General features: G+C 57.5%; 21 protein-coding genes and 1 pseudogene. 19 read left to right on the plus strand and 3 right to left on the minus strand.

The genetic code is table 11. The features are described 5' to 3' along the window. The first annotated feature begins 15 nt into the window (after nt 1–15). Entirely contained in the window at nt 16–921 is a 906-nt protein-coding gene (locus ACP7E4_RS26995) for an AraC family transcriptional regulator N-terminal domain-containing protein (protein WP_426118855.1), read from the plus strand. Nucleotides 922–986: 65 nt separating this feature from the next. On the opposite strand, the gene ACP7E4_RS27000 is transcribed toward ACP7E4_RS26995, so the two are convergent. After that, entirely contained in the window at nt 987–2,642 is a 1,656-nt protein-coding gene (locus ACP7E4_RS27000) for an electron transfer flavoprotein-ubiquinone oxidoreductase (RefSeq protein WP_426118854.1), read from the minus strand. Between the two features lie 519 nt (nt 2,643–3,161). Between ACP7E4_RS27000 and ACP7E4_RS27005 the strand changes: the two genes are divergently transcribed. The 9 genes from ACP7E4_RS27005 to ACP7E4_RS27045 all read left to right on the plus strand — a co-directional run bounded on the left by ACP7E4_RS27005 (nt 3,162) and on the right by ACP7E4_RS27045 (nt 10,486). Continuing rightward, nucleotides 3,162–3,911, plus strand: a complete 750-nt coding sequence (locus ACP7E4_RS27005) for an electron transfer flavoprotein subunit beta/FixA family protein (protein ID WP_426118853.1) — start codon at nt 3,162–3,164, stop codon at nt 3,909–3,911. Between the two features lie 2 nt (nt 3,912–3,913). Continuing rightward, entirely contained in the window at nt 3,914–4,843 is a 930-nt protein-coding gene (locus ACP7E4_RS27010; RefSeq protein ID WP_426118851.1) for an electron transfer flavoprotein subunit alpha/FixB family protein, read from the plus strand. A gap of 124 nt (nt 4,844–4,967) precedes the next feature. Further along, complete coding sequence (locus tag ACP7E4_RS27015) at nt 4,968–5,798, plus strand: substrate-binding periplasmic protein (RefSeq protein ID WP_426118849.1); 831 nt, start codon at nt 4,968–4,970, stop codon at nt 5,796–5,798. Between the two features lie 10 nt (nt 5,799–5,808). After that, nucleotides 5,809–6,162 carry a DUF4398 domain-containing protein gene (locus ACP7E4_RS27020; RefSeq protein WP_426118848.1) on the plus strand — a complete coding sequence of 118 codons (354 nt, stop codon included), beginning with the start codon at nt 5,809–5,811 and terminating at the stop codon, nt 6,160–6,162. Then, nucleotides 6,159–6,974, plus strand: coding sequence for an OmpA family protein (locus ACP7E4_RS27025; protein ID WP_426118847.1), 816 nt, complete (start codon nt 6,159–6,161; stop codon nt 6,972–6,974). The genes ACP7E4_RS27020 and ACP7E4_RS27025 overlap by 4 nt, the downstream gene beginning before the upstream one ends. A gap of 207 nt (nt 6,975–7,181) precedes the next feature. Next, nucleotides 7,182–8,621, plus strand: a complete 1,440-nt coding sequence (locus ACP7E4_RS27030; protein ID WP_065834538.1) for a PLP-dependent aminotransferase family protein — start codon at nt 7,182–7,184, stop codon at nt 8,619–8,621. A gap of 121 nt (nt 8,622–8,742) precedes the next feature. Continuing rightward, on the plus strand, nt 8,743–9,459 hold the full coding sequence (locus ACP7E4_RS27035) for a translation initiation factor 2 (protein ID WP_426118845.1): 717 nt from the start codon (nt 8,743–8,745) through the stop codon (nt 9,457–9,459). A gap of 104 nt (nt 9,460–9,563) precedes the next feature. After that, complete coding sequence (locus ACP7E4_RS27040) at nt 9,564–9,821, plus strand: YkgJ family cysteine cluster protein (RefSeq protein WP_426118844.1); 258 nt, start codon at nt 9,564–9,566, stop codon at nt 9,819–9,821. Nucleotides 9,822–9,877: 56 nt separating this feature from the next. Beyond that, nucleotides 9,878–10,486, plus strand: coding sequence for an START domain-containing protein (locus ACP7E4_RS27045; RefSeq protein WP_426118843.1), 609 nt, complete (start codon nt 9,878–9,880; stop codon nt 10,484–10,486). A 75-nt stretch (nt 10,487–10,561) separates the two neighbouring features. Here the strand turns inward: ACP7E4_RS27045 and gltA are convergent, their stop codons facing one another. Continuing rightward, nucleotides 10,562–11,851 carry a citrate synthase gene (gltA, locus tag ACP7E4_RS27050; protein ID WP_426118842.1) on the minus strand — a complete coding sequence of 430 codons (1,290 nt, stop codon included), beginning with the start codon at nt 11,849–11,851 and terminating at the stop codon, nt 10,562–10,564. A gap of 351 nt (nt 11,852–12,202) precedes the next feature. Here gltA and sdhC point away from each other — a divergent pair, with 351 nt between their 5' ends. The 9 genes from sdhC to sucD all read left to right on the plus strand — a co-directional run bounded on the left by sdhC (nt 12,203) and on the right by sucD (nt 23,690). Then, entirely contained in the window at nt 12,203–12,589 is a 387-nt protein-coding gene (gene sdhC / locus ACP7E4_RS27055; RefSeq protein ID WP_426118841.1) for a succinate dehydrogenase, cytochrome b556 subunit, read from the plus strand. Next, nucleotides 12,583–12,951, plus strand: a complete 369-nt coding sequence (sdhD, locus tag ACP7E4_RS27060) for a succinate dehydrogenase, hydrophobic membrane anchor protein (protein ID WP_426118838.1) — start codon at nt 12,583–12,585, stop codon at nt 12,949–12,951. Before sdhC ends, sdhD begins: the two co-directional genes overlap by 7 nt. Nucleotides 12,952–12,954: 3 nt before the next feature. Continuing rightward, entirely contained in the window at nt 12,955–14,727 is a 1,773-nt protein-coding gene (gene sdhA / locus ACP7E4_RS27065) for a succinate dehydrogenase flavoprotein subunit (protein WP_426118836.1), read from the plus strand. Nucleotides 14,728–14,738: 11 nt separating this feature from the next. Continuing rightward, complete coding sequence (locus tag ACP7E4_RS27070) at nt 14,739–15,443, plus strand: succinate dehydrogenase iron-sulfur subunit (RefSeq protein WP_065834544.1); 705 nt, start codon at nt 14,739–14,741, stop codon at nt 15,441–15,443. A 260-nt stretch (nt 15,444–15,703) separates the two neighbouring features. Next, nucleotides 15,704–18,535, plus strand: a complete 2,832-nt coding sequence (locus tag ACP7E4_RS27075; protein WP_426118834.1) for a 2-oxoglutarate dehydrogenase E1 component — start codon at nt 15,704–15,706, stop codon at nt 18,533–18,535. Nucleotides 18,536–18,576: 41 nt separating this feature from the next. Further along, nucleotides 18,577–19,812, plus strand: coding sequence for a 2-oxoglutarate dehydrogenase complex dihydrolipoyllysine-residue succinyltransferase (odhB, locus tag ACP7E4_RS27080; protein WP_426118832.1), 1,236 nt, complete (start codon nt 18,577–18,579; stop codon nt 19,810–19,812). 172 nt (nt 19,813–19,984) lie between these two features. After that, nucleotides 19,985–21,421 carry a dihydrolipoyl dehydrogenase gene (lpdA, locus tag ACP7E4_RS27085; protein WP_426118831.1) on the plus strand — a complete coding sequence of 479 codons (1,437 nt, stop codon included), beginning with the start codon at nt 19,985–19,987 and terminating at the stop codon, nt 21,419–21,421. 221 nt (nt 21,422–21,642) lie between these two features. Continuing rightward, nucleotides 21,643–22,809, plus strand: a complete 1,167-nt coding sequence (sucC, locus tag ACP7E4_RS27090; protein WP_020289320.1) for an ADP-forming succinate--CoA ligase subunit beta — start codon at nt 21,643–21,645, stop codon at nt 22,807–22,809. Then, a complete protein-coding gene (gene sucD, locus ACP7E4_RS27095; protein ID WP_020289319.1) occupies nt 22,809–23,690 on the plus strand; it encodes a succinate--CoA ligase subunit alpha in 882 nt (293 codons plus the stop codon). The genes sucC and sucD overlap by 1 nt, the downstream gene beginning before the upstream one ends. A gap of 95 nt (nt 23,691–23,785) precedes the next feature. On the opposite strand, the pseudogene ACP7E4_RS27100 reads toward sucD, so the two are convergent. Further along, a pseudogene (locus tag ACP7E4_RS27100) lies at nt 23,786–23,893 on the minus strand (IS110 family transposase); the annotation flags it as partial.

Raw genomic sequence — 23,893 nt, forward strand, 5'->3', positions numbered from 1 at the left:
TCTGCTCGGTGTCTCATGTCGTTAGCCCATCATTCCGATGTCAATGCCGCCCTTGTCGCCCTGATCAAACCGTTGGCGACGCGCCCTGGCTTTGTATCGACGCTGTTGCCAGAGGTGCACGTGGTGTCGATGCACAGCTATGTTGCCAGCAGCCCGCAAATCTACGAGCCGAGCCTGATGATCATCGCCCAGGGCGGCAAACTGGCCAGCCTGGGTTCACGCACGCTGGACTATGGCGCTGGTCATTATCTGGTGCAGGCGCTTTCCGTGCCGTTCATGTGCGAGACCTTCGCCACGCCGCAAGCGCCGTTGTTCGGGGTGTCGGTGGCGATCGACCGGGTGCTGCTCGGTGAGCTGGTACAAGCCATGGGCACGACGCCCGATCTGATCGTCGAGGCCCAGACGCCGGAATCCATGACTTCGGCCGTGCTGGATGCGCCGATGCGCGAGAGTGTGGAGCGCTTGTTGCGCTGCCTGCACGATCCACTTGAGTGTCAGGTGATGGGCCAGTCGCGGCTGCGCGAGGTTCTGTATGCGGCGCTGCGTGGACCCCAGGCCGGTGTGCTGCGGGCGCTGGTAGCCCAGCAGAGTCATTTCGCCCGGGTCGCCGCTTCCCTGGCCTATTTGCACAGCCATTACGACGAGCCGCTGAATGTCGACATCCTGGCCCGTCAGGCGAACATGAGCGCCTCGACCTTCCACGAGTATTTCAAACGCAGCACCTTGCTGTCGCCGGTGCAGTACCTCAAGCGCCTGCGCCTGCTCAAGGCGCAGCAGATGCTGGTCGCCGAAGGCTTGGGTGTCGCGCAGGTTGCGCACCGCGTGGGCTATCAAAGCACCTCGCAGTTCAGCCGCGAATACAAACGGTACTTCAATCGCAGCCCGGGTGAAGAGGGCATCAGCCTGAGAATTCCTGCCTGACGAGCGCGCACAAAAAAGCCCCCGAAGGGGCTTTCTTGTATGTGGAAGCTTGCAGCTGCTTCACCCTACATATTGGGGTAAGTCGGGCCGCCGCTGCCTTCAGGTGCTACCCAGGTGATGTTCTGGGAAGGGTCCTTGATGTCGCAGGTCTTGCAGTGCACGCAGTTTTGCGCGTTGATCTGGAAGCGCTTCTCGCCGTCTTCCTTGGTTACCACTTCATAAACGCCAGCGGGGCAGTAACGCTGAGCCGGCTCGTCGTACAACGGCAGGTTGGTGCCAATCGGGATGCTCGGATCGGTCAGCTTCAAGTGGCAAGGCTGTTCTTCTTCATGGTTGGTGCCGGAGATGAACACCGAGCTGAGCTTGTCGAAACTGAGCTTGCCGTCGGGTTTCGGGTAGTCGATCTTCTTCGAGTCGGCCGCGAGCTTCATGCAGGCGTAATCCGGCTTGGTGTCGTGCAGGGTAAACGGTAGCCTGCCGCTGAAGAAGTTCTGATCAAGGAAGTTGAACGCACCGCCCATGATCGCGCCGTATTTGTGCAGCGCCGGGCCGAAGTTGCGGCTGGCGAACAGTTCTTCGTACAGCCAGCTGGCCTTGAACGAATCAACATACGCGTGCAGCTCGTCGCCACCTTCCTTGCCAGCCAACAATGCCTCGGCCACCGAATCAGCAGCGAGCATGCCGGACTTCATCGCGGTGTGGCTGCCTTTGATCTTGGCGAAGTTCAAGGTGCCCAGATCGCAGCCAATCAGCGCGCCGCCGGGGAAAACCATTTTCGGCAGGGAATTCAGGCCGCCCTTACAGATCGCGCGCGCGCCGTAGCTGATGCGCTTGCCGCCTTCCAGGTATTGCTTGATCACCGGGTGATGCTTGTAGCGCTGGAACTCGTCGAACGGCGACAGGTACGGGTTGCTGTAGGAAAGATCGATAATCAAACCGACGACCACCTGATTGTTTTCCAGGTGATAAAGGAAGGAACCGCCCAGATTGTCGTCATCCAGCGGCCAGCCGGCGGTATGCACGACCAGGCCTGGTTCATGCCTGGCCGGGTCGACTTCCCAGATTTCCTTCAGACCGATGCCGTAATGCTGGGCATCGGCTTCGCTGTCGAGGTTGAAACGCTTGATCAGTTGCTTGCCGATATGGCCACGGCAACCTTCGGCGAACAGCGTGTACTTGCCACGCAGTTCCATGCCGGGGGTGAAGAGGCCTTCTTTCGGATGGCCTTCACGGTCCACGCCCAGATCACCGGTGATGATCCCGCGCACTACGCCGTTCTCGTCGAACAGCGCTTCCTGGGCAGCGAAGCCCGGATAGATTTCCACGCCCAGGTTTTCAGCCTGCTGGGCCAGCCAGCGGCACAGATTGCCCAGGGAGATGATGTAGTTGCCATCGTTGTGCATGGTCTTGGGCGTGAAGAAGCCCGGGACCTTGACCGAATTTTCGGCGCTGCGCAGGACATAAATGTCATCACGGGTGACCGGGGTATTCAGCGGTGCGCCGAGTTCTTTCCAGTCCGGGAACAGTTCGTTCAGGGCGCGCGGTTCGAACACCGCACCGGACAAGATGTGCGCGCCCACTTCGGAGCCTTTTTCGACCACGCAGACGCTGATTTCCTGACCGGCTTCGGCGGCCTTCTGCTTCAGGCGGCATGCGGCAGAAAGCCCGGCCGGGCCGGCGCCGACGATGACTACGTCGAATTCCATAAATTCGCGTTCCACAGGCTATCTCCTACTCAGGGCATCAGTATTTTTTTATATGCAGCGTACAAACCGACGTGCGGAGGCATTCACTGCCTGCTCGTCTTCAAATGCGGCGCATTATATCTACACCACCCGGCAGGTCCAATACAAACGTTTGTTTGAATTATCCGCAGGCCAGATAAATCATGGTCGCGCGGCTCATCACTGGCAGTTTTGTCGTATTGACCAGAAATCAGGTTGCGGTCAAGATACGGGCGGTTTGCACTTGCCGTGGTCGAATCCTCGGCTTGTTTGCGCTTTATAAGGCGTTGCAAGCCCGGAACGGTCAGTCATCGCGCGGTGCGCAGTTTACACACCCGTGTGCGCCAGATGTACGGCCCGGGGCGTTTATCCCAGATTTTGGTGGTTTTGGTTTGTGAACCCACCCTTCGGTCTTTACGAATAGCGCTGGACCGCAGCGTATTCGAGAATGCTTTTGCTGCCAGTCCCAGGTATACCCTGGCGACTTTCTTTTCACCGGAGAGAAACGAGGAATCCATGAAGGTTCTTGTAGCTGTCAAACGAGTGGTCGACTACAACGTCAAGGTTCGCGTCAAAGCGGACAACTCCGGCGTCGATCTCGCGAACGTCAAAATGTCGATGAACCCTTTCTGCGAAATCGCAGTGGAAGAAGCCGTACGCCTGAAAGAAAAAGGTGTCGCGACCGAGATCGTCGTCGTTTCCATCGGCCCGACCACCGCTCAGGAGCAACTGCGTACCGCATTGGCACTGGGTGCCGATCGCGCCATCCTAGTTGAATGCGCTGACGAACTGAACTCCCTGGCCGTGGCCAAGCTGCTTAATGCTGTGGTTGCCAAGGAACAGCCACAGCTGGTGATCCTCGGCAAGCAAGCCATCGACAGCGATAATAACCAGACCGGCCAGATGCTCGCTGCATTGAGCGGTTATGGTCAGGGCACCTTCGCTTCGAAAGTTGAAGTGAGTGGCGACAAGGTTGCGGTGACCCGTGAAATCGACGGCGGCGCGCAGACTGTTTCCCTGAGCCTGCCAGCCATCGTGACCACAGACCTGCGTCTGAACGAGCCGCGTTATGCGTCATTGCCGAACATCATGAAGGCCAAGAAGAAGCCACTGGAAGTCCTGACTCCGGACGCTCTGGGTGTTTCCACTGCCTCCACGACCACGACCCTCAAGGTCGAAGCACCGGCTGCACGCAGCGCGGGCATCAAGGTCAAGTCGGTGGCTGAACTGGTCGAGAAACTGAAAAACGAAGCGAAGGTAATCTAATCATGACTATCTTGGTAATCGCTGAACACGACAACGCGACGCTGGCTCCGGCCACTCTGAATACCGTGGCTGCTGCCGTTAAAATCGGCGGCGACGTCCATGTGCTGGTTGCCGGACTTGGCGCAGGCGCTGTGGCTGAAGCCGCTGCAAAGATCGCTGGCGTGAGCAAAGTGCTGTCGGCTGACAATGCGGCCTATGCGCACCAGTTGCCGGAAAACATCGCACCGCTGGTGGTCGAGCTGGCTGCGGGCTACAGCCACATCCTGGCTGCGGCAACTTCCAACGGCAAAAACATCCTGCCCCGCGTTGCTGCGCAGCTGGATGTGGATCAGATCTCCGAAATCATCTCGGTTGAATCGCCGGATACTTTCAAGCGTCCGATCTACGCCGGTAATGCCATTGCGACGGTTCAATCCTCCGCTGCGGTAAAAGTCATCACCGTGCGTTCCACCGGTTTCGATCCGGTTGCCGCTGAAGGTGGCTCGGCTACGGTTGAAGCTGTTTCGGCTGTTCACGACGCAGGCAAATCAAGCTTTGTCGGCGAAGAGCTGGCCAAGTCTGATCGTCCTGAATTGACCGCTGCCAAAATCGTCGTATCCGGCGGTCGCGGCATGCAGAACGGTGACAACTTCAAGCACCTGTACGCTCTGGCGGACAAACTCGGCGCAGCTGTAGGCGCTTCCCGCGCTGCGGTCGACGCAGGTTTCGTACCCAACGACATGCAGGTCGGTCAGACTGGCAAGATCGTCGCGCCACAGTTGTACATCGCGGTCGGTATTTCCGGCGCGATCCAGCATCTGGCCGGCATGAAAGACTCCAAGGTGATCGTTGCGATCAACAAGGACGAAGAAGCGCCGATCTTCCAGGTGGCCGATTACGGTCTGGTAGCTGACCTGTTCGAAGCAATACCTGAGCTGGAGAAGCTGGTTTAATCCAGACGCTTCACTTATAAAGAGACCCGTCTATTCGGGCTGGATGAGCACTGCGGCGGGTTGCTGCGGGCTTGTGCGGTTTGGATAGGCGGGTTTTTTATTGGATTTAAAAAAGGACGCTCTTATGAGTCAGCCCAAGCGGCTGCTTTCATCGCTTCTTCTGGGCTTGCTGCTCGGCCCGAGCGCGACCTTTGCCGCAGGAAAATGTGAGCGCCTGATCGCCACCGGCAGTCCGGACGCGCCGCCATTTCTGTGGCGTGACCCTCAGGATCCGAAACATCTGATCGGTGCAAACGCGGATTTGCTCAAGCGGGCAGCGGCGGATATTGGCATCAAAGTCGAGCTGTTGTACGCCGGTAAACGCAGCCAGGCCTTGGACGAAGTGCGCAGCGGGCGCATGGATCTGCTGGTGGATGCGCCGTTGAATGTCGCAGAACTGGACTCGCTGGACTACGTGCATCCGCCGATCAGTCATAACGACATCATGCTCTGGAAGCGGCGTGATCAGGTGCAGCCTTTCAGCTCTCTGGCTGATCTTGCCGGCTTTCAGGGCGCGGCTTCGGAAAGGATTCGCCTGACGTCGCCGTTCAGTGCCGCGGTGAAAGAGCAGCTTCGCGTCGAGCGGCTGCCTGGCTTGACCGAGGTCTTTCAAAAGTTGATGTTGGGGCAGGTGGATTACGTCTTTGCCGGGCGTTATGCCGGTATGGCGATGGTCCAGACCTTGGGGCTTTCCCATGACCTGATTGCTCAACTGACAGCCGTGGACAAACCGGGTCTGTACCTCGCGCTTTCTTTCAACTCGGCCTGCAACGATTCATGGCTGCGCGGACAGCTGGCGCAAAAGATGACAGAATCGGCCGCCTCCGACCTGTCGGGCGAAGCGGTGACGCGCAATCTGGAACTCTGGAAAGCGCAGCTACTGCAACCGGCCAGCGTCAGCGCCCCAAACAAGTAGGAATGGTTTTGTGAGTATTCGCCCATTATTTGCCGCTATTGCGCTTGCCGCGCTAGTTGGCTGCGCCAGTGATCCGGCGCCGCTCGAACAACTGAAACTGACTGAAAAAGCCGTCGAGCAAGCCAAGGCCGTCGGCGCCACCGACGAGCAGCCCGAGCTGCACACCGCCGAAGAAAAGCTCGCCCTGGTACGTGCCGACATGGCCAGCAAATCCTACAAGCAGGCGCGCATGCAGGCTGAGCAGGCGGAGCTGGATGCGCGGCTGGCCGAGGCGCGCGTCCTTACCGCGAAAAGCCAGGAGCAGATCACTCAGCTCAACACCCGCCTCAATCGTTTGCGCAAACAGTTGGGGGTGACTCAATGAATCGTCTGTCACGTACGTTGAGCCTGGGTTTGCTGTTGGGCTCGGCGGGTCTTTATGGCTGCGCCAGTCATCAGAACAGTGGCCAGGCATTGCAGCAGGCCAGTGCTGATTTTCAGAAGGTTCGCGAAGACACCGACGTGTTGCGCAGCGCACCCAGGGATGTGATCCGCGCCGGCGAATTGCTGGGTCGCGCGGAGCGGCTTTCCAGCTATGTGGGCAGCGGTGATGACGTCGCGCATTACGCCTACCTCAGCAGTCGCTACAGCGAAATCGCGCGGGAAAACAGCAATCTGCTGCTCAATCAAGAGCGTCTTGCCAAGATGGAGATGGACCGCCAGCGCCTGCAGCTGGCGTTGCGTGAGGCCAAGCTGGCCAGTGCTCAACAACAGGGCAAGTGGCTTGAAGACCAGATCGTCAGCCTGGCCACGACCCAGACCGAGCGCGGCCTGGTCATGACCTTGGGCGATGTTCTGTTCGATACCGGGCATGCTGAACTCAAGAACTCGGCGAATCGTACCGTGCTCAAGGTCGTACAGTTTCTGCTGCTCAATCCGCAGCGCGTGGTACGCATCGAGGGTTACGCGGATAACACCGGTGATGAGCAAGCCAACCTGCAACTTTCCAAAGACCGGGCGCAATCGGTCGCCGATGTGTTGACTGACTTGGGAGTCGATGACAAGCGCATCCAGGTTCAGGGCTATGGGGCTCAGTATCCTGTGGAAGTGAACGCTTCGGAGCGGGGCAGGGCACAGAATCGCCGTGTGGAGATCGTCTTTTCTGACGCCGATGGTCGGTTGGGCGCTGTGCGCTGAAATAAATCCGCTGCCCGAGAATCGAGCAGCGGATTTCTGTCCAGTTCAGCGTTTCAATTGGCCGTTACGCCCGGTCATTATTTAATTCAATCGGTTCAGGACTGGCGGATAAGCAAACTGTCCCAGTACACTTCGAAACTGTTCTGGTGACTACTCGATTTATTTCCCTCTATAAAAATAAGTCGCCGGCAGCATTGAGGCCGTTCGATGACCAATCTTCTGCTTTACCAAAGAATCGCCCAACAATTGGCCGAAGACATTCGTCGTGGTGTTTATCAGCCCGGCGAGCGCGTTCCGTCGGTGCGCAAGATGAGTTCGCAGCTGAATGTCAGCCATGCGACCGTCCTGCAGGCCTATGCGAATCTGGAAGATCAGGGGTTGATTCGTGCGCGGCCGCAGTCAGGCTATTACGTGCACCAGACGCCCGCGCTTACCGCGCCGACACCGGATATCGCCCGTGTCGAGCGGCCGGGTCTGGTCACTCGCAGCAGCATCATTCAACAGGTGCTGGTGGAATCGCGGCGCGAAGGTGTGTTCCCTCTCGGAGCGGCAGTCCCGCACGTCGACTACCTGCCGGTCCGCGCCTTGCACCAGCAGATCGCCAAGGTCACCCGTTTTCACAGTCCGCGTGCTTTCAGCTATATGTTCAGCCCGGGATTCGAGCCGTTGCGCCGTCAGGTTGCGATACGAATGCGTGATGCTGGCGTCGTGGTGGATCCATCTGAAGTGGTGATTACCCACGGCTGCGTTGATGCCCTGCAAATGTCGCTGCGGGTTCTGACGCGTCCTGGTGATCTGATCGCTGCTGAATCGCCAACTTATTACGGTCTGTTGCAGTTGGCGGATCTGCTGGGCCTCAAGGTCATTGAAATCCCCAGCGATCCCGCGACCGGGATCAGCCTGGAAGCCTTACAGTTGGCGGCCAACCAGTGGTCGATCAAGGCGTTGGTCCTGACCTCGCGGTTGAGCAATCCGTTGGGCGGCACCATTCCGGAAGAGCGACAAAAACACCTGCTGCGCCTGGCCTCCGATTTCGATATCCAGATCGTTGAAGACGATATCTATGGCGAGCTGATGTTTGAGTTGGGTCGGACCAAGGCGCTCAAGGCGTTTGATCGATTGGGGCGGGTTATTTACTGCTCCAGCTTCTCCAAGACCTTGTCGCCGGGCGTACGTATTGGCTGGATGATTGCTGGCAAGTATCAGCCTGAAATTCAGCGACTCCAGACATTCAGTACTCATTCAGCTTGCAGTGTCACGCAAATGGGTGTGGCGGCGTACCTTGAAAACGGCGGTTATGACCGGCATTTGCGCTTCATTCGCCTTGAGTACCGGAAAAACCTCAGCGCCTTTCAATTGGCTGTGCAGCAGTTTTTCCCGGAAGGCACGCAGATGAGTCGTCCAACCGGTGGGTTTATCCTCTGGGTGAGTTTGCCGGGAAGGGTGAATACGCAGGATCTGCATGTACGGGCGCTTGAACAAGGCATCAGCATCGCCCCGGGACTGATCTTCAGCAATACAGAACAATTCAACCACTGCATTCGCCTCAACTGTGGCGTCCCCTGGAATCGTGAGGCGGAACGCGCCTTGATGACCCTTGGAATGTTGGCGAAACAACTCTGTCAGGAAGCGGTCGAACCCTATTGAAGGTGCGCGCAAGGCTCTAGCCTGCGCAAACGTCGCAAATTGTGTCCGTTGGGATCTCTTGGCTTGTCACCAGCAAGTCAAGAGGCCAGCATATGATTCTCACCCTTGGCTGCCGTTGCCTATGAATGCCTTTCGCTGTGCCGGATTGTTGATCGTTTTTCTGCTGAGTGCCTGTGATTCTCAGGACGCTGCTGCGCCCAAGCCGAAAGTTGCTGCTGAAAAGAAAGTCGAAATCCCCGCTGCCCCGGCCCCGAGTCTGGCCCCGGCACTTGAAGCGCCTGCGGCCATCGTCGAGCCCGTAGCCAAGGTGATTGAAGCGACCGTCTCGCCGGCCGAACCGTCGCGGCCGGCGGTGCATGAGTTGCAGCCTAATGTTGGAGTGGTGCCAGTAGTCGTCACCAAAGGTGGTGCATCCAGCGGTGCCAAGGGGGCCGTGTCTACTCAGGCCGCGTTGCCCAAGGATGACAACGCCAAAGCGCCTGCATCCACCACGCCCATCGTCAAGACCAAAGCCGAGTCCACGCTCACCATCAAGCGCGAGCAGGCGGGTAAGAAAACCGTCACGGCGAAAAAAGAAGTCACCAAAGATACGCGTCTGAACGCGCCCAACCTGGATTTGAGTCTGCCACCGGAACTGGTCAAGCAAATGACGCCGCCTAAATCGGTGATCAGCGCGCCGCGCAAGCCGATCCTGCCGCAGATGTTTGATGGCTCCTCGGGTGGCGGCCCGTTTCAGCTCAATGGTCGACTATTGAGCAATGAAATGCAGTTGCAGATGCGCAACGACAATCGGCGCGATGTCGAGGGTGCTGCGCTGGACTTCAAGTTCAAGCAATAGCCGGGTTTAGCGCCCCTGCGTTGATCCAGCTGAAATCCAGGCATTTTCAAACAGTCGTTTCAGCGGTTACTATCTGCGCGTCATTTTTGCAAAGTGTATGAGTCATGGAATGCCGCTCCGGTTGTGGTGCCTGCTGTATTGCTCCTTCCATCAGTTCTCCCATTCCGGGCATGCCAGAGGGCAAGCCTGCGGGAGAACGTTGCCTGCATTTATCGGTCGAAGCGCTATGTGCCCTGTTTGGCAAGCCTGAGCGACCTGCAGTGTGCAGTCAGTTCAAAGCAGCCGTCGATGTCTGTGGGGTTGATCAGGCTGACGCCATTCGCATCATCAACTGGTGGGAGGAGGCGACAGCAGTTGCTTGAAACACCCTGTTCGGCAGAATTGATTTATCGAATTTCCAACAATAAGGAATACAACAATGGGTTCGCTGCATCGAATAGCGGTCGTCTGTGGATTTACGGTGCTGATGGCCGCAACTGCCCAGGCCGAAGACTGGCAAGTCGCCAAGGACGAGGGCGGGATCAAGGTTTCCTTGACTGACGTGGCGGGCTCCAAATACAAGGCTTATCGCGGCGAGACCGTGATCAATGCCAGTATTGCCAAGCTACGCGGGTTGCAGGAAGACGTTGCGGGCGCCTGCGCCTGGGTTCACGAATGCAAATCGCAAAAGCTGCTCAAGCATGAGGGCAACAAGGCCTGGACCTACACCCAGTTCAATACACCCTGGCCAGTGACGCCGCGCGATTCGGTGCTTGAAGTGACGACGGAGCAGGGTGCGGACGGCAGTCTGATCCGCAAGCTGGAAGGGCAACCCAAGTACGTCCCCGAGGAGCAAGGTTTTGTGCGTGTTGCTCAGGTCGAGGGTTTCTGGAAGTTTCTGCCGTTGGGCGCTGACCGAACGCAAGTCACTTACCAGGTCCATACCGAGCCGGGTGGTAGCGTGCCTTCATGGTTGGCAAACAAGTTTGTGGTCGACGCGCCCTTCAATACCCTGAAGGCGCTGAAGGATCGCGCAGAGAAAAAATGATCTGATTTGATTTGCCATAGCGCATAAGCAAAAAGGGCTGCCAATGGCAGCCCTTTTTCACGTTCGGCAATGAGCTTACTTGCGGTCTTCCAGAGGCACGATATCGCGAGCAACGTAGCCGGTGTACAGCTGGCGTGGGCGGCCAATCTTGTACGGGCTGGAAAGCATTTCCTTCCAGTGCGAAATCCAGCCGACAGTCCGCGCCAGGGCGAAGATCACGGTGAACATGCTGGTCGGGATGCCGATAGCCTTGAGGATGATGCCCGAGTAGAAGTCGACGTTCGGATACAGCGAGCGTTCGATGAAGTACGGATCGGTCAGGGCGATCTCTTCCAGGCGCATGGCCAGCTCAAGTTGTGGGTCATTGGTAATGCCCAGTTCTTTGAGGACTTCGTCGCAGGTCTGCTTCATCACTGTGGCGCGAGGGTCGCGGTTTTTGTAAACCCGGTGACCGAAGCCCATCAGCTTGAACGGATCGTTCTTGTCCTTGGCCTTGGCGATGAACTTGTCGATGTTCGAAACATCGCCAATCTCGTCAAGCATGGACAATACCGCTTCGTTGGCGCCGCCGTGTGCCGGGCCCCAGAGCGCAGCGATACCGGCAGCGATACAGGCGAACGGGTTGGCACCCGAGGAGCCGGCCATCCGTACGGTTGAGGTCGAGGCATTCTGCTCATGATCGGCGTGAAGGATAAAGATCTTGTCCATCGCCTTGGCCAATACCGGGCTGATCGGTTTGATCTCGCACGGAGTGTTGAACATCATGTGCAGGAAGTTTTCCGCGTAGCTCAGGTCGTTGCGCGGGTACATCATGGGTTGGCCCATGGAGTACTTGTAAACCATTGCTGCGAGGGTCGGCATTTTAGCGATCAGGCGGATCGCCGAAATTTCACGGTGCTGTGGATTGTTAATGTCCAGAGAGTCGTGATAAAACGCCGACAGCGCGCCGACTACGCCGCACATGACGGCCATCGGGTGGGCGTCGCGACGGAAGCCGTTGAAGAAGGTCTTCAGCTGCTCGTGAACCATGGTGTGGTTCTTGACGATGACTACGAACTGGGCCTTCTGCTCGGCGGTTGGCAGTTCGCCATTGAGCAGCAGATAGCAGGTTTCCAGATAGTCGGACTGATCGGCGAGTTGCTCGATCGGATAGCCCCGATGCAGCAAGATACCGTTGTCACCATCGATATAGGTGATTTTCGACTCGCAAGAGGCGGTCGACATGAAACCAGGGTCAAATGTGAAGCGGCCGGTGGCGGTAAGACCGCGTACGTCGATTACATCGGGACCTACGGTGCCGGTCAGAATGGGCAGCTCGACGGGGGCTGCGCCCTCGATGATCAACTGCGCTTTTTTGTCAGCCATGTGGCCTCCTATTTATGCTTCAAATCATCAGACAGACCCCCCACGCAGGGCCCGCACCACTATAGTGAGATAAATTCTAAAGTCAATTTGCCTAAAGTCGTGTTCCAGAAGGCTTACAAGGCTACTTTTTCCTCGAAAATACCTGCCGTTTACGCCTTTTATCCTACTAAAGCAATCCGCTATTAGGGGTAGGTCTTCGCGTTGTCATTAGTGACCTAACTGTCTATACTCGGCGTCCGACCGCCAGGGGGTTTTAGGGCCTGTTTGCTGGGGGTCGTCACTTCCTGGGTAGTGGGTACCTGACCAGTGCACTTCCCAACAACTTGCCCTGATTGTTAGGGGCTCTTCAGTGTGAAAAAAGCCGTGAATAGCCAACGACCTGTAAACCTAGATCTAAGGACCATCAAACTCCCCATCACCGGCGTTACATCATTTCTTCACCGTGTTTCCGGCATCATTCTCTTCCTCGGTCTTGCAATCATGCTTTGGGCATTGAGCAAATCGCTGGGTTCGCAAGAGGGTTTTGACGAGGTGAAGACATGCATGACCAGTCCGCTGGCCAAGTTCGTCGCCTGGGGTCTGTTCTCCGCCTTGCTGTATCACCTCGTGGCCGGTATTCGCCACCTGGTCATGGACATGGGTGTCGGTGAAACGCTGGAAGGCGGCAAACGGGGCTCCAAAATCGTACTCGCCGTGTCTGCGGTGTTGATCGTTCTGGCGGGAGTTTGGATATGGTAACCAACGTCACTAACCTGTCGCGTTCGGGCCTCTATGACTGGATGGCGCAGCGCGTATCTGCGGTCGTGCTCGCGGCTTATTTCATCTTCCTGATCGGATACATCGTTGCGCACCCAGGTCTGGGCTATGCCCAATGGCATGGTCTGTTCGCGCACAACGGAATGCGTATCTTCAGTCTGTTGGCCCTCGTTGCCCTGGGCGCTCACGCCTGGGTCGGCATGTGGACCATTGCGACCGACTACCTGACGCCAATGGCGCTGGGCAAGAAGGCGACTGCGATCCGTTTCCTTTTCCAGGCTGTCTGCGGCGTTGCGATGTTCGCTTACTTTGTCTGGGGCGTGCAGATTCTTTGGGGTATCTGATTCATGGCTAACATTAATACGCTTTCTTTTGACGCCATCATTATCGGTGGCGGCGGTGCTGGCATGCGCGCGGCATTGCAGCTGGCACAAGGTGGTCACAAGACCGCCGTGGTCACCAAGGTGTTCCCGACTCGCTCCCACACCGTTTCCGCTCAGGGCGGCATCACCTGCGCCATCGCTTCGGCAGATCCGAACGATGACTGGCGCTGGCACATGTACGATACCGTCAAGGGTTCCGACTATATCGGTGACCAGGACGCTATCGAGTACATGTGTTCCGTAGGTCCGGAAGCCGTGTTCGAGCTCGAACATATGGGTCTGCCGTTTTCGCGTACCGAACAGGGTCGCATCTATCAGCGTCCTTTCGGTGGTCAGTCCAAGGACTTCGGCAAGGGCGGTCAGGCTGCACGTACATGCGCAGCAGCCGACCGTACCGGTCACGCTTTGTTGCACACCCTGTATCAGGCCAACCTGAAAGCCGGCACCGTATTCCTCAACGAATACTACGCAGTGGATCTGGTGAAGAACCAGGACGGCGTGTTCGTCGGCATCATCGCCATTTGCATTGAAACCGGTGAAACCTCCTACATTCGCGCCAACGCGACTGTACTGGCTACCGGCGGCGCTGGTCGTATCTATTCCTCCACCACCAACGCCCTGATCAATACCGGCGACGGCGTTGGCATGGCATTGCGTGCAGGTGTTCCGGTTCAGGACATCGAAATGTGGCAGTTCCACCCGACTGGCATTGCCGGTGCAGGTGTACTGGTCACGGAAGGTTGCCGTGGTGAAGGTGGATACCTGATCAACAAGCACGGCGAGCGTTTCATGGAGCGTTATGCTCCGAACGCCAAGGACCTTGCAGGTCGTGACGTAGTCGCGCGTTCGATGGTCAAGGAAATCATTGCCGGTAACGGCTGTGGTCCTGATGGCGATCACGTGATGCTCAAGCTCGATCACCTGGGCGAAGAAGTGCTGCACAGTCGTCTGCCAGGCATCATGGAATTGTCCAAGACCTTCGCACACGTCGATCCGGCCGTTGCGCCGATCCCGGTTGTACCAACCTGCCACTACATGATGGGCGGCGTTGCCACCAACATCCATGGTCAGGCGATCACTCAGGACGCTGCTGGCGTCGATCAGATCATTCCGGGTCTGTTCGCAGTTGGTGAAGTAGCCTGCGTATCGGTTCACGGCGCCAACCGTCTGGGCGGCAACTCGCTCCTCGACCTGGTGGTGTTCGGTCGTGCTGCGGGTATCCATCTGGAACAAAGCCTGCGTGAAGGTGTCGACTACCGTCGGGCTACCGAAACCGACGTTGACTTCGCCCTTGAGCGTCTGGCGGGTCTCAACGCTCGTGAAACCGGCGAAGACGTCGCTTCCCTGCGCAAAGAGCTGCAAAGCTGCATGCAGAACTACTTCGGTGTATTCCGCACTGGCGAATACATGCAGAAAGGTATTGCTCAGCTGGCTGGCCTGCGCGAGCGCATTTCCAACGTCAAGATCAACGACAAGAGCCAGGCGTTCAACACGGCTCGAATCGAAGCGCTTGAGCTGCAAAACCTGCTTGAAGTGGCCGAAGCAACGGCGATTGCCGCCGAAGTTCGTAAAGAGTCCCGCGGCGCTCACGCCCGTGAAGACTACGAAGATCGCGACGATCAGAACTGGCTGTGCCACACCCTGTATTTCCCGGGTGAAAAACGCGTAGCCAAGCGTGCCGTGAACTTCTCGCCGAAGACTGTTCCGACTTTCGAACCCATGATTCGGACTTACTAAGGGTGGCCGATATGTTGCAAGTCAGTGTTTATCGCTACAACCCGGATCGGGACGCCGCGCCGTTCATGCAGGAATTCCAGATCGATACCGGCGGTAAGGACATCATGGTCCTGGACGTGCTGGCCCTGATCAAAGAGCAGGACGAAGGCTTTTCCTATCGTCGCTCTTGCCGTGAAGGCGTTTGCGGTTCCGATGGCATGAACATCAACGGCAAGAACGGCCTGGCGTGTATCACGCCGCTGTCCGCCGTGGTCAAGAAGAACAAGCTGGTGGTTCGTCCGCTGCCTGGTTTGCCGGTGATCCGTGACCTGGTCGTCGATATGAGCATCTTCTACAAGCAGTACGAGAAGGTTAAGCCATATCTGCTCAATGACACTCCGGCTCCGGCCATCGAGCGTCTGCAGACTCCGGAAGAACGTGAGAAGCTCGACGGCTTGTACGAGTGCATCCTGTGCGCCTGCTGCTCGACTTCCTGCCCATCCTTCTGGTGGAATCCGGACAAGTTCCTCGGTCCGGCTGCATTGCTGCAAGCCTATCGTTTCCTGGCTGACAGCCGTGATAACCAGACCGCCGAACGTCTGGCGGCACTGGACGATCCGTTCAGCGTATTCCGCTGCCGCGGGATCATGAACTGCGTCAACGTTTGTCCGAAAGGCCTTAACCCAACCAAGGCTATCGGTCACGTGCGCAACATGCTTCTGCAAAACGGCGTCTGATTCGACTGTTGTAACCGTTACACTGTTGTACCGAAATCGCTGCGGCGCAGGCTTCAACCGGCGCCGTAGTTTTAACCTGAGCAGCAGCTTGTAATGCTGCGGCTCTTATTTTGAAGAAATGAGACCAGCAGGGGCATCCGGGCTGGTACCCGGACTATCTGCGTGATCCTTAGTGACTTGATACGGTCGCTGCACATGACTATCTCAGGTTTGCTGTGGTGTCTTCGCCGGTGGTGTCCCCTTACCGAGGGTGACCAAGCATGCAAGAAAGCGTGATGCAGCGCATGTGGAACAGTGCCCACCTTTCCGGTGGTAACGCTGCCTATGTGGAAGAGCTCTATGAGCTCTACCTGCACGACCCTAACGCTGTGCCAGAAGAGTGGCGCACCTACTTTCAGAAGTTGCCCGCTGACGGCAGCACTGCCACCGATGTATCGCATTCGACGATTCGCGATCATTTCGTGTTGCTGGCTAAAAACCAGCGCCGCGCCCAACCGGTGTCTGCCGGGAGCGTGAGCAGCGAACACGAGAAGAAGCAGGTCGAGGTACTGCGACTTATCCAGGCATACCGTATGCGTGGCCATCAGGCAGCCCAGCTCGATCCGCTGGGCCTGTGGCAACGTCCTGCGCCAGCCGATCTGTCGATCAATCACTACGGGCTGACCAACGCTGATCTGGATACCACATTCCGTGCCGGTGACTTGTTCATTGGCAAAGAGGAAGCGAGCCTACGCGAAATTCACGAGACGTTGCAGCAGACATATTGCCGCACCATCGGTTCTGAATTTACGCACATCGTGGATTCCGAGCAGCGCAACTGGTTCATGCAGCGTCTTGAGAGTGTTCGTGGTCGTCCGGATTTTTCCGCCGATATCAAGAGCCACTTGCTCGAGCGCGTAACCGCGGCTGAAGGTCTGGAAAAATACCTGGGCACCAAATATCCGGGTACCAAGCGTTTCGGTCTGGAAGGTGGCGAAAGCCTGATCCCGATGCTGGATGAACTGATCCAGCGTTCCGGTTCGTATGGCACCAAGGAAATCGTGATCGGCATGGCCCACCGTGGTCGCCTGAACGTCCTGGTCAACACCTTCGGCAAGAACCCGCGCGACCTGTTCGACGAGTTCGAAGGCAAGAAAAAAGTCGAGCTGGGCTCCGGTGACGTCAAGTATCACCAGGGTTTCTCCTCGAACGTGATGACCGCAGGCGGGGAAGTTCACCTGGCCATGGCGTTCAACCCGTCTCACCTGGAGATCGTTTCTCCGGTGGTCGAAGGGTCTGTGCGTGCGCGTCAGGATCGTCGTAACGATCCGAACGGTGACAAGGTTCTGCCAATTTCCCTCCACGGTGATGCTGCTTTTGCAGGACAGGGCGTGGTCATGGAAACCTTCCAGATGTCGCAGACTCGCGGCTTCAAGACAGGCGGCACGATCCACATCGTCATCAACAACCAGGTAGGTTTCACCATCAGCAACCCGGAAGACTCGCGCTCCACCGAGTACGCGACCGACGTTGCCAAGATGATTCAGGCGCCGATTCTCCATGTAAATGGCGATGACCCTGAAGCCGTCGTGTTCGTGACCCAGCTGGCTATCGATTACCGCATGCAGTTCAAGCGTGACGTGGTGATCGACCTGGTCTGCTACCGTCGTCGCGGTCACAACGAAGCGGACGAACCAAGCGGCACCCAGCCGTTGATGTACCAGCAGATCGCCAAGCAGCGCACTACCCGCGAGTTGTACGCGGAAAGTCTGATCAAGGCCGGTGTACTCGATGACGCCCGCGTGCAGGCGAAAATCGATGACTACCGTAACGCGCTGGACAACGGTCTGCATGTTGTAAAAAGTCTGGTTAAAGAGCCGAACAAAGAGTTGTTCGTGGACTGGCGTCCATACCTGGGCCACGCCTGGACTGCGCGCCATGACACCCGTTTCGATCTGAAAACCCTGCAGGAACTGTCCGCCAAACTCATGGAGCTGCCAGAAGGCTTCGTGGTTCAGCGTCAGGTGCAGAAGATCTACGAAGACCGTCAGAAGATGCAAGCCGGCGGCCTGCCGATCAACTGGGGTTACGCTGAAACCATGGCGTACGCGACTCTGGCGTTCGAAGGTCACCCGATTCGCATGACTGGCCAGGACATCGGCCGCGGTACGTTCTCGCACCGTCATGCCGTGCTGCACAACCAGAAAGACTCCACCACCTATATCCCGCTGCAGAATCTGTACGCCGGTCAGCCGCGTTTCGATCTGTACGACTCCTTCCTGTCGGAAGAAGCCGTGCTGGCCTTCGAATACGGCTACTCGACGACCCAGCCAGATGCACTGGTTATCTGGGAAGCCCAGTTCGGCGACTTCGCCAACGGTGCGCAAGTGGTCATCGACCAGTTCATCACCAGCGGCGAGCACAAGTGGGGCCGTTTGTGCGGTCTGACCATGCTGCTGCCTCACGGTTATGAAGGGCAGGGACCGGAGCACTCCTCTGCGCGTCTTGAGCGTTACCTGCAGGGTTGTGCCGAGCACAACATTCAGGTGTGCGTGCCGACTACGCCTGCGCAGATTTACCACTTGCTGCGCCGTCAGGTGATTCGTCCGCTGCGCAAGCCGTTGATCGTGCTGACTCCGAAGTCGTTGCTGCGCCACAAGCTGGCCGTGTCGACCCTGGAGGATCTCGCCGAAGGCTCGTTCCAGACCGTGATCCCGGAAATCGATACTCTCGATGCCGCCAAGGTGACGCGTCTGGTGATGTGCAGCGGCAAGGTCTACTACGACCTGCTTGAAAAACGCCGTGCCGAAGGCCGTGAAGACACCATCATCGTGCGTCTTGAGCAGCTGTATCCGTTCCCTGAAGACGACCTGATGGAAACGCTTGCTCCTTATACCAACCTGCAAAACGCAGTGTGGTGTCAGGAAGAGCCGATGAACCAGGGCGCCTGGTACAGCAGCCAGCATCATCTGCGTCGCAGCGTTGGTAATCACAACCGCAACCTCGTGCTCGAGTATGCCGGTCGTGACGCCTCTGCAGCACCCGCTTGTGGCTACGCTTCGATGCATGCTGAGCAGCAGGAAAAACTGCTCAAAGATGCCTTCACTGTTTAACGCCTTCGCGCATTAGAAACCGAATTAAGGAATTACAGATAATGGCTATCGAGATCAAAGCCCCCTCTTTCCCGGAATCAGTTGCCGATGGCACCATTTCCAAATGGCACAAACAGCCGGGCGAAGCGGTAAAACGTGACGAGCTGCTGGTTGACATCGAGACCGACAAAGTCGTGCTCGAAGTGTTGGCAGAAGCTGACGGCGTGCTGGCATCGATCGTGAAAGGCGAGGGTGAAACTGTCCTGTCCAACGAACTGATCGCAACGCTGGATGCCGGTGGTACTGCTTCGGCAGCACCTGCAGCCGCCGCTGCTCCAGCTGCTGGCACGCCGGCCCAGGCGGCGGCTCCGGCCGCTGCTGCTGGCGACGAAGATTCCATCGCTGCACCGGCTGCGCGCAAACTGGCTGAAGAAAACGCCATCAACCTGGCCAGCGTCAAGGGCACCGGTAAAGACGGCCGTATCACCAAGGAAGACGTGGTTGCCGCGGTTGAAGCGAAGAAATCCGCTCCTGCTGCTGCACCGGCTGCCAAACCTGCCGCCGCGCCTGCTGCTCCTGTGTTCGCTGCCGGCGACCGCGTCGAGAAGCGTGTGCCGATGACCCGCGTGCGCGCCACTGTGGCCAAGCGTCTGGTTGAAGCCCAATCGAACATGGCGATGCTGACGACGTTCAACGAAGTCGACATGACTGAAGTCATGGCGCTGCGTTCGAAGTACAAGGATCTGTTCGAGAAGTCCCACAATGGTGTACGCCTGGGCTTCATGTCGTTCTTCGTCAAGGCTGCCACCGAAGCGCTGAAACGCTACCCGGCTGTCAACGCCTCGATCGACGGCTCCGACATTGTCTACCACGGCTATGCCGACGTAGGTGTTGCGGTGTCCAGCGACCGTGGTCTGGTGGTTCCCGTGCTGCGTAACGCAGAGCAGATGACCCTGGCTGAAATCGAAGGCGGCATCGCTGCGTTCGGCAAGAAAGCCCGTGACGGCAAGCTGTCCATGGAAGAGATGATCGGTGGTACCTTCACCATCACCAACGGTGGTACTTTCGGCTCGATGATGTCGACCCCGATCGTCAACCCGCCGCAAGCGGCTATCCTGGGCATGCACAACATTCTGCAACGTCCGATGGCAATCAACGGTCAGGTAGTTATCCGTCCGATGATGTACCTGGCGCTGTCCTACGATCACCGTTTGATCGATGGTAAAGAAGCCGTGACGTTCCTGGTGACAATCAAGAACCTGCTGGAAGATCCGGCTCGTCTGCTGCTGGATATCTGATGAGGCAGCTTCAGGCTGCAAGCCGCAAGCTTCAGGATAGAAGCGGGGCGGTGCGCAGCCTGAGCCGTTAGTTTGCATCAAATCAATAGGTCGCGAGTCGGCTCTGCAATACAGCGCAGACCGGCTTGCAGCTTGCAGCTCAAAGCTCGCAGCTAAAGAGGAACTCTTTGTTATGTCCCAGAAATTCGACTTGGTAGTGATTGGCGCTGGCCCTGGCGGTTATGTAGCCGCCATCAAGGCCGCGCAACTTGGTCTCAAGACTGCCTGCATCGAGAAATATCAGGACAAGGAGGGCAAACTGGCCCTCGGCGGTACTTGCCTGAACGTAGGCTGCATTCCTTCCAAGGCGCTGCTGGACAGCTCCTGGAAATTCTACGAAGCCAAGAATGGTTTCGCGATCCACGGCATCTCGACTTCCGATGTGTCGATGGACGTGCCAGCTATGGTTGGTCGCAAGTCCACCATCGTCAAAGGCTTGACCGGCGGCGTTGCCAGCCTGTTCAAAGCCAATGGCGTGACCACCCTGCAAGGCCACGGCAAACTGCTGGCCGGCAAGAAAGTCGAACTGACTGGCGCTGACGGCACCGTTGAAATCATCGAAGCGGACCACGTGATCCTGGCTTCGGGTTCGCGTCCGATCGACATCCCACCGGCTCCGGTCGATCAGAAAGTCATCGTCGACTCCACTGGCGCCCTGGAATTCCAACAGGTTCCAAAACGTCTGGGCGTTATCGGCGCAGGCGTTATCGGTCTGGAACTGGGTTCGGTTTGGGCTCGTCTGGGCGCTCAGGTCACTGTTCTGGAAGCACTGGAAAAATTCATTCCAGCCGCTGACGAAGCCGTCTCCAAAGAAGCCTTGAAAACCTTCACCAAGCAAGGCCTGGACATCAAACTGGGCGCTCGCGTGACCGGTTCCAAGGTCGACGGTGAAGAAGTGGTTGTCAGCTACACCGACGCAGCGGGCGAGCAGTCGATCACTTTCGACCGCCTGATCGTGGCCGTTGGTCGTCGTCCTGTTACCACCGACCTGCTGGCTGCGGACAGCGGCGTGGACCTGGATGAGCGCGGTTTCATCTACGTCGACGACTTCTGCACCACCAGCGTCCCTGGCGTTTATGCCATCGGTGACGTGGTTCGTGGTCTGATGCTGGCCCACAAAGCTTCGGAAGAAGGCATCATGGTTGTCGAGCGCATCAAGGGCCACAAGGCTCAGATGAACTACAATCTGATTCCTTCGGTTATCTACACCCACCCGGAAATCGCCTGGGTTGGCAAAACCGAGCAGACCTTGAAGGCTGAAGGCGTTGAAGTTAACGTCGGCACCTTCCCATTCGCAGCCAGCGGCCGCGCAATGGCAGCAAACGATACTGGCGGTTTCGTCAAGATCATCGCTGACGCCAAGACTGACCGCGTATTGGGCGTTCACGTCATTGGTCCGAGCGCTGCGGAATTGGTACAGCAGGGCGCGATCGCGATGGAATTCGGCAGCAGTGCCGAAGACATCGGCATGATGGTCTTCTCCCATCCGACGCTGTCCGAAGCATTGCATGAAGCTGCTCTGGCTGTGAATGGCGGTGCCATCCACATCCAGAACCGCAAAAAACGCTAAGACAATAAGAGAAACCACGACGGACTGCCCGTCGTGAGCCTTGCGAGCAAGACTCACCGCGGAATGTCCGCCGGACTCGACCTCTGAGGTGTTCCTCGAAACGTAGCGAACCCACGCGGTTTGACACGTTTCGGGGCCGCCGGGAGTAGCGGTCACAGGTGGTGCGGCACGCCAGACGTGCAGCACCGAATGCGCAGTACCTAACGAAGACGGTAATAAGCATGAATCTTCACGAGTATCAGGGTAAGCAGCTGTTCGCTGAATACGGCCTGCCAGTATCCAAAGGCTACGCAGTAGACACCCCGGAAGCAGCAGCAGAAGCGTGCGACAAGATTGGCGGCACTGAATGGGTTGTCAAAGCCCAGGTTCACGCCGGTGGTCGCGGTAAAGCGGGCGGCGTCAAGCTGGTTCGCAGCAAAGAAGACGCGGCAGCCTTCGCACAGCAATGGCTGGGCAAGCGTCTGGTGACTTACCAGACCGATGCCAACGGCCAGCCAGTGACCAAGATCCTGGTCGAGTCCTGCACCGACATCGCTAAAGAGCTGTATCTCGGCGCTGTAGTGGATCGTTCGAGCCGTCGTATCGTGTTCATGGCTTCCACCGAAGGTGGCGTGGACATCGAGAAAATCGCTCACGACACTCCTGAGAAGATTCTCAAAGCCACTATCGATCCACTGGTTGGCGCTCAGCCATTCCAGGGTCGCGATCTGGCTTTCCAGCTGGGTCTGGAAGGTAAGCAGGTCACTCAGTTCGCCAAGATCTTCACCGGTCTGGCCAAGCTGTTCCAGGACCACGACCTGGCTCTGCTGGAAGTGAACCCGCTGGTGATCAAGGCTGACGGCGATCTGCACTGCCTGGACGCCAAGATCAACATCGACGCCAACGCCATGTACCGTCAGCCAAAGCTGAAGGCTTTCCACGATCCATCGCAAGATGATCCACGTGAAGCCCACGCTGCCAAGTTCGAACTGAACTACGTGGCGCTGGAAGGTAACATCGGTTGCATGGTCAACGGTGCTGGCCTGGCCATGGGTACCATGGACATCGTCAACCTGCATGGCGGCAAACCTGCCAACTTCCTCGACGTTGGTGGCGGCGCAACCAAGGAACGCGTTACCGAAGCGTTCAAGATCATCCTGTCCGACAGCAATGTCGCAGCAGTATTGGTCAACATCTTCGGCGGCATCGTTCGTTGCGACATGATTGCCGAAGGCATCATCGGTGCAGTGAAAGAAGTCGGCGTTAAAATCCCGGTTGTTGTTCGCCTTGAAGGCAACAACGCTGAACTGGGCGCTAAAGTACTGGCAGAAAGCGGTTTGAACATCATCGCAGCTACCAGCCTGACCGACGCTGCTCAACAAGTTGTCAAAGCTGCGGAGGGCAAGTAATGAGCGTCCTGATCAATAAAGACACCAAAGTAATCTGCCAGGGCTTCACCGGTTCGCAGGGTACTTTCCACTCCGAGCAAGCCATTGCCTACGGCACCAAAATGGTTGGCGGCGTGACTCCAGGCAAAGGCGGCACCACGCACCTGAACCTGCCAGTGTTCAACACTGTGAAAGAAGCGGTAGAAACCACTGGCGCAACCGCCAGCGTCATCTACGTTCCTGCTCCTTTCTGCAAGGATTCCATCCTTGAAGCGGCATTCGCCGGCATCAAGCTGATCGTGTGCATCACCGAAGGCATTCCTACCCTGGACATGCTGGATGCCAAGGTCAAGTGCGACGAACTGGGCGTGATTCTGATCGGGCCTAACTGCCCAGGCGTGATCACTCCGGGCGAATGCAAGATCGGCATCATGCCAGGTCACATTCACTTGCCAGGCAAAGTAGGCATTGTGTCGCGTTCCGGCACCCTGACTTACGAAGCTGTTAAGCAGACTACTGACGCCGGTTTCGGTCAGTCGACTTGCGTTGGTATCGGTGGTGACCCGATTCCTGGTTCGAACTTCATCGACATCCTGAAGCTGTTCCAGGAAGACCCGAAGACCGAAGCGATCGTCATGATCGGCGAGATCGGCGGTTCGGCTGAAGAAGAAGCGGCTGCCTACATCAAGGCACACGTGACCAAGCCGGTTGTTTCCTACATTGCTGGTGTGACTGCCCCTGCGGGCAAGCGCATGGGCCATGCTGGCGCAATCATCTCCGGCGGCAAAGGTACTGCAGACGAGAAGTTCGCAGCACTGGAAGACGCTGGCGTGAAAACCGTGCGTTCCCTGGCTGACATCGGCAAGGCTTTGGCTGAGCTGACCGGTTGGGCTGTCAAGTAAGCTTCTGCTTACCTGATCGAGCAATCGACAAAGGCCACCTTCGGGTGGCCTTTGTGCGTCTGGGATACAGCACCATTGATACCTTGTTGGAGATTCTATGTTCGTGAGCAACCCCCAGACATGAAGTTTGGGGTGTACTCCGTTTGGTTTTTCATTAGGGCGAACATGACCCGCGCGAGCTTTCGGGCGAGGACTACCAGCGC

Source organism: Pseudomonas sp. DSP3-2-3 (genome assembly GCF_049898225.1).
In the GTDB taxonomy this organism is placed as follows: domain Bacteria; phylum Pseudomonadota; class Gammaproteobacteria; order Pseudomonadales; family Pseudomonadaceae; genus Aquipseudomonas.

Bases quoted from the DNA above. Each gene is read 5' to 3' on its own strand.
- ACP7E4_RS26995 (WP_426118855.1), top strand. From the start codon at position 16: ATGTCGTTAGCCCATCATTCCGATGTCAATGCCGCCCTTGTCGCCCTG.
- ACP7E4_RS27005 (WP_426118853.1), top strand. From the start codon at position 3,162: ATGAAGGTTCTTGTAGCTGTCAAACGAGTGGTCGACTACAACGTCAAG.
- ACP7E4_RS27010 (WP_426118851.1), top strand. From the start codon at position 3,914: ATGACTATCTTGGTAATCGCTGAACACGACAACGCGACGCTGGCTCCG.
- ACP7E4_RS27015 (WP_426118849.1), top strand. From the start codon at position 4,968: ATGAGTCAGCCCAAGCGGCTGCTTTCATCGCTTCTTCTGGGCTTGCTG.
- ACP7E4_RS27025 (WP_426118847.1), top strand. From the start codon at position 6,159: ATGAATCGTCTGTCACGTACGTTGAGCCTGGGTTTGCTGTTGGGCTCG.
- ACP7E4_RS27030 (WP_065834538.1), top strand. From the start codon at position 7,182: ATGACCAATCTTCTGCTTTACCAAAGAATCGCCCAACAATTGGCCGAA.
- ACP7E4_RS27035 (WP_426118845.1), top strand. From the start codon at position 8,743: ATGAATGCCTTTCGCTGTGCCGGATTGTTGATCGTTTTTCTGCTGAGT.
- ACP7E4_RS27040 (WP_426118844.1), top strand. From the start codon at position 9,564: ATGGAATGCCGCTCCGGTTGTGGTGCCTGCTGTATTGCTCCTTCCATC.
- ACP7E4_RS27045 (WP_426118843.1), top strand. From the start codon at position 9,878: ATGGGTTCGCTGCATCGAATAGCGGTCGTCTGTGGATTTACGGTGCTG.
- gltA (WP_426118842.1), bottom strand. From the start codon at position 11,851: ATGGCTGACAAAAAAGCGCAGTTGATCATCGAGGGCGCAGCCCCCGTC.
- sdhD (WP_426118838.1), top strand. From the start codon at position 12,583: ATGGTAACCAACGTCACTAACCTGTCGCGTTCGGGCCTCTATGACTGG.
- sdhA (WP_426118836.1), top strand. From the start codon at position 12,955: ATGGCTAACATTAATACGCTTTCTTTTGACGCCATCATTATCGGTGGC.
- ACP7E4_RS27070 (WP_065834544.1), top strand. From the start codon at position 14,739: ATGTTGCAAGTCAGTGTTTATCGCTACAACCCGGATCGGGACGCCGCG.
- ACP7E4_RS27075 (WP_426118834.1), top strand. From the start codon at position 15,704: ATGCAAGAAAGCGTGATGCAGCGCATGTGGAACAGTGCCCACCTTTCC.
- odhB (WP_426118832.1), top strand. From the start codon at position 18,577: ATGGCTATCGAGATCAAAGCCCCCTCTTTCCCGGAATCAGTTGCCGAT.
- lpdA (WP_426118831.1), top strand. From the start codon at position 19,985: ATGTCCCAGAAATTCGACTTGGTAGTGATTGGCGCTGGCCCTGGCGGT.
- sucC (WP_020289320.1), top strand. From the start codon at position 21,643: ATGAATCTTCACGAGTATCAGGGTAAGCAGCTGTTCGCTGAATACGGC.
- sucD (WP_020289319.1), top strand. From the start codon at position 22,809: ATGAGCGTCCTGATCAATAAAGACACCAAAGTAATCTGCCAGGGCTTC.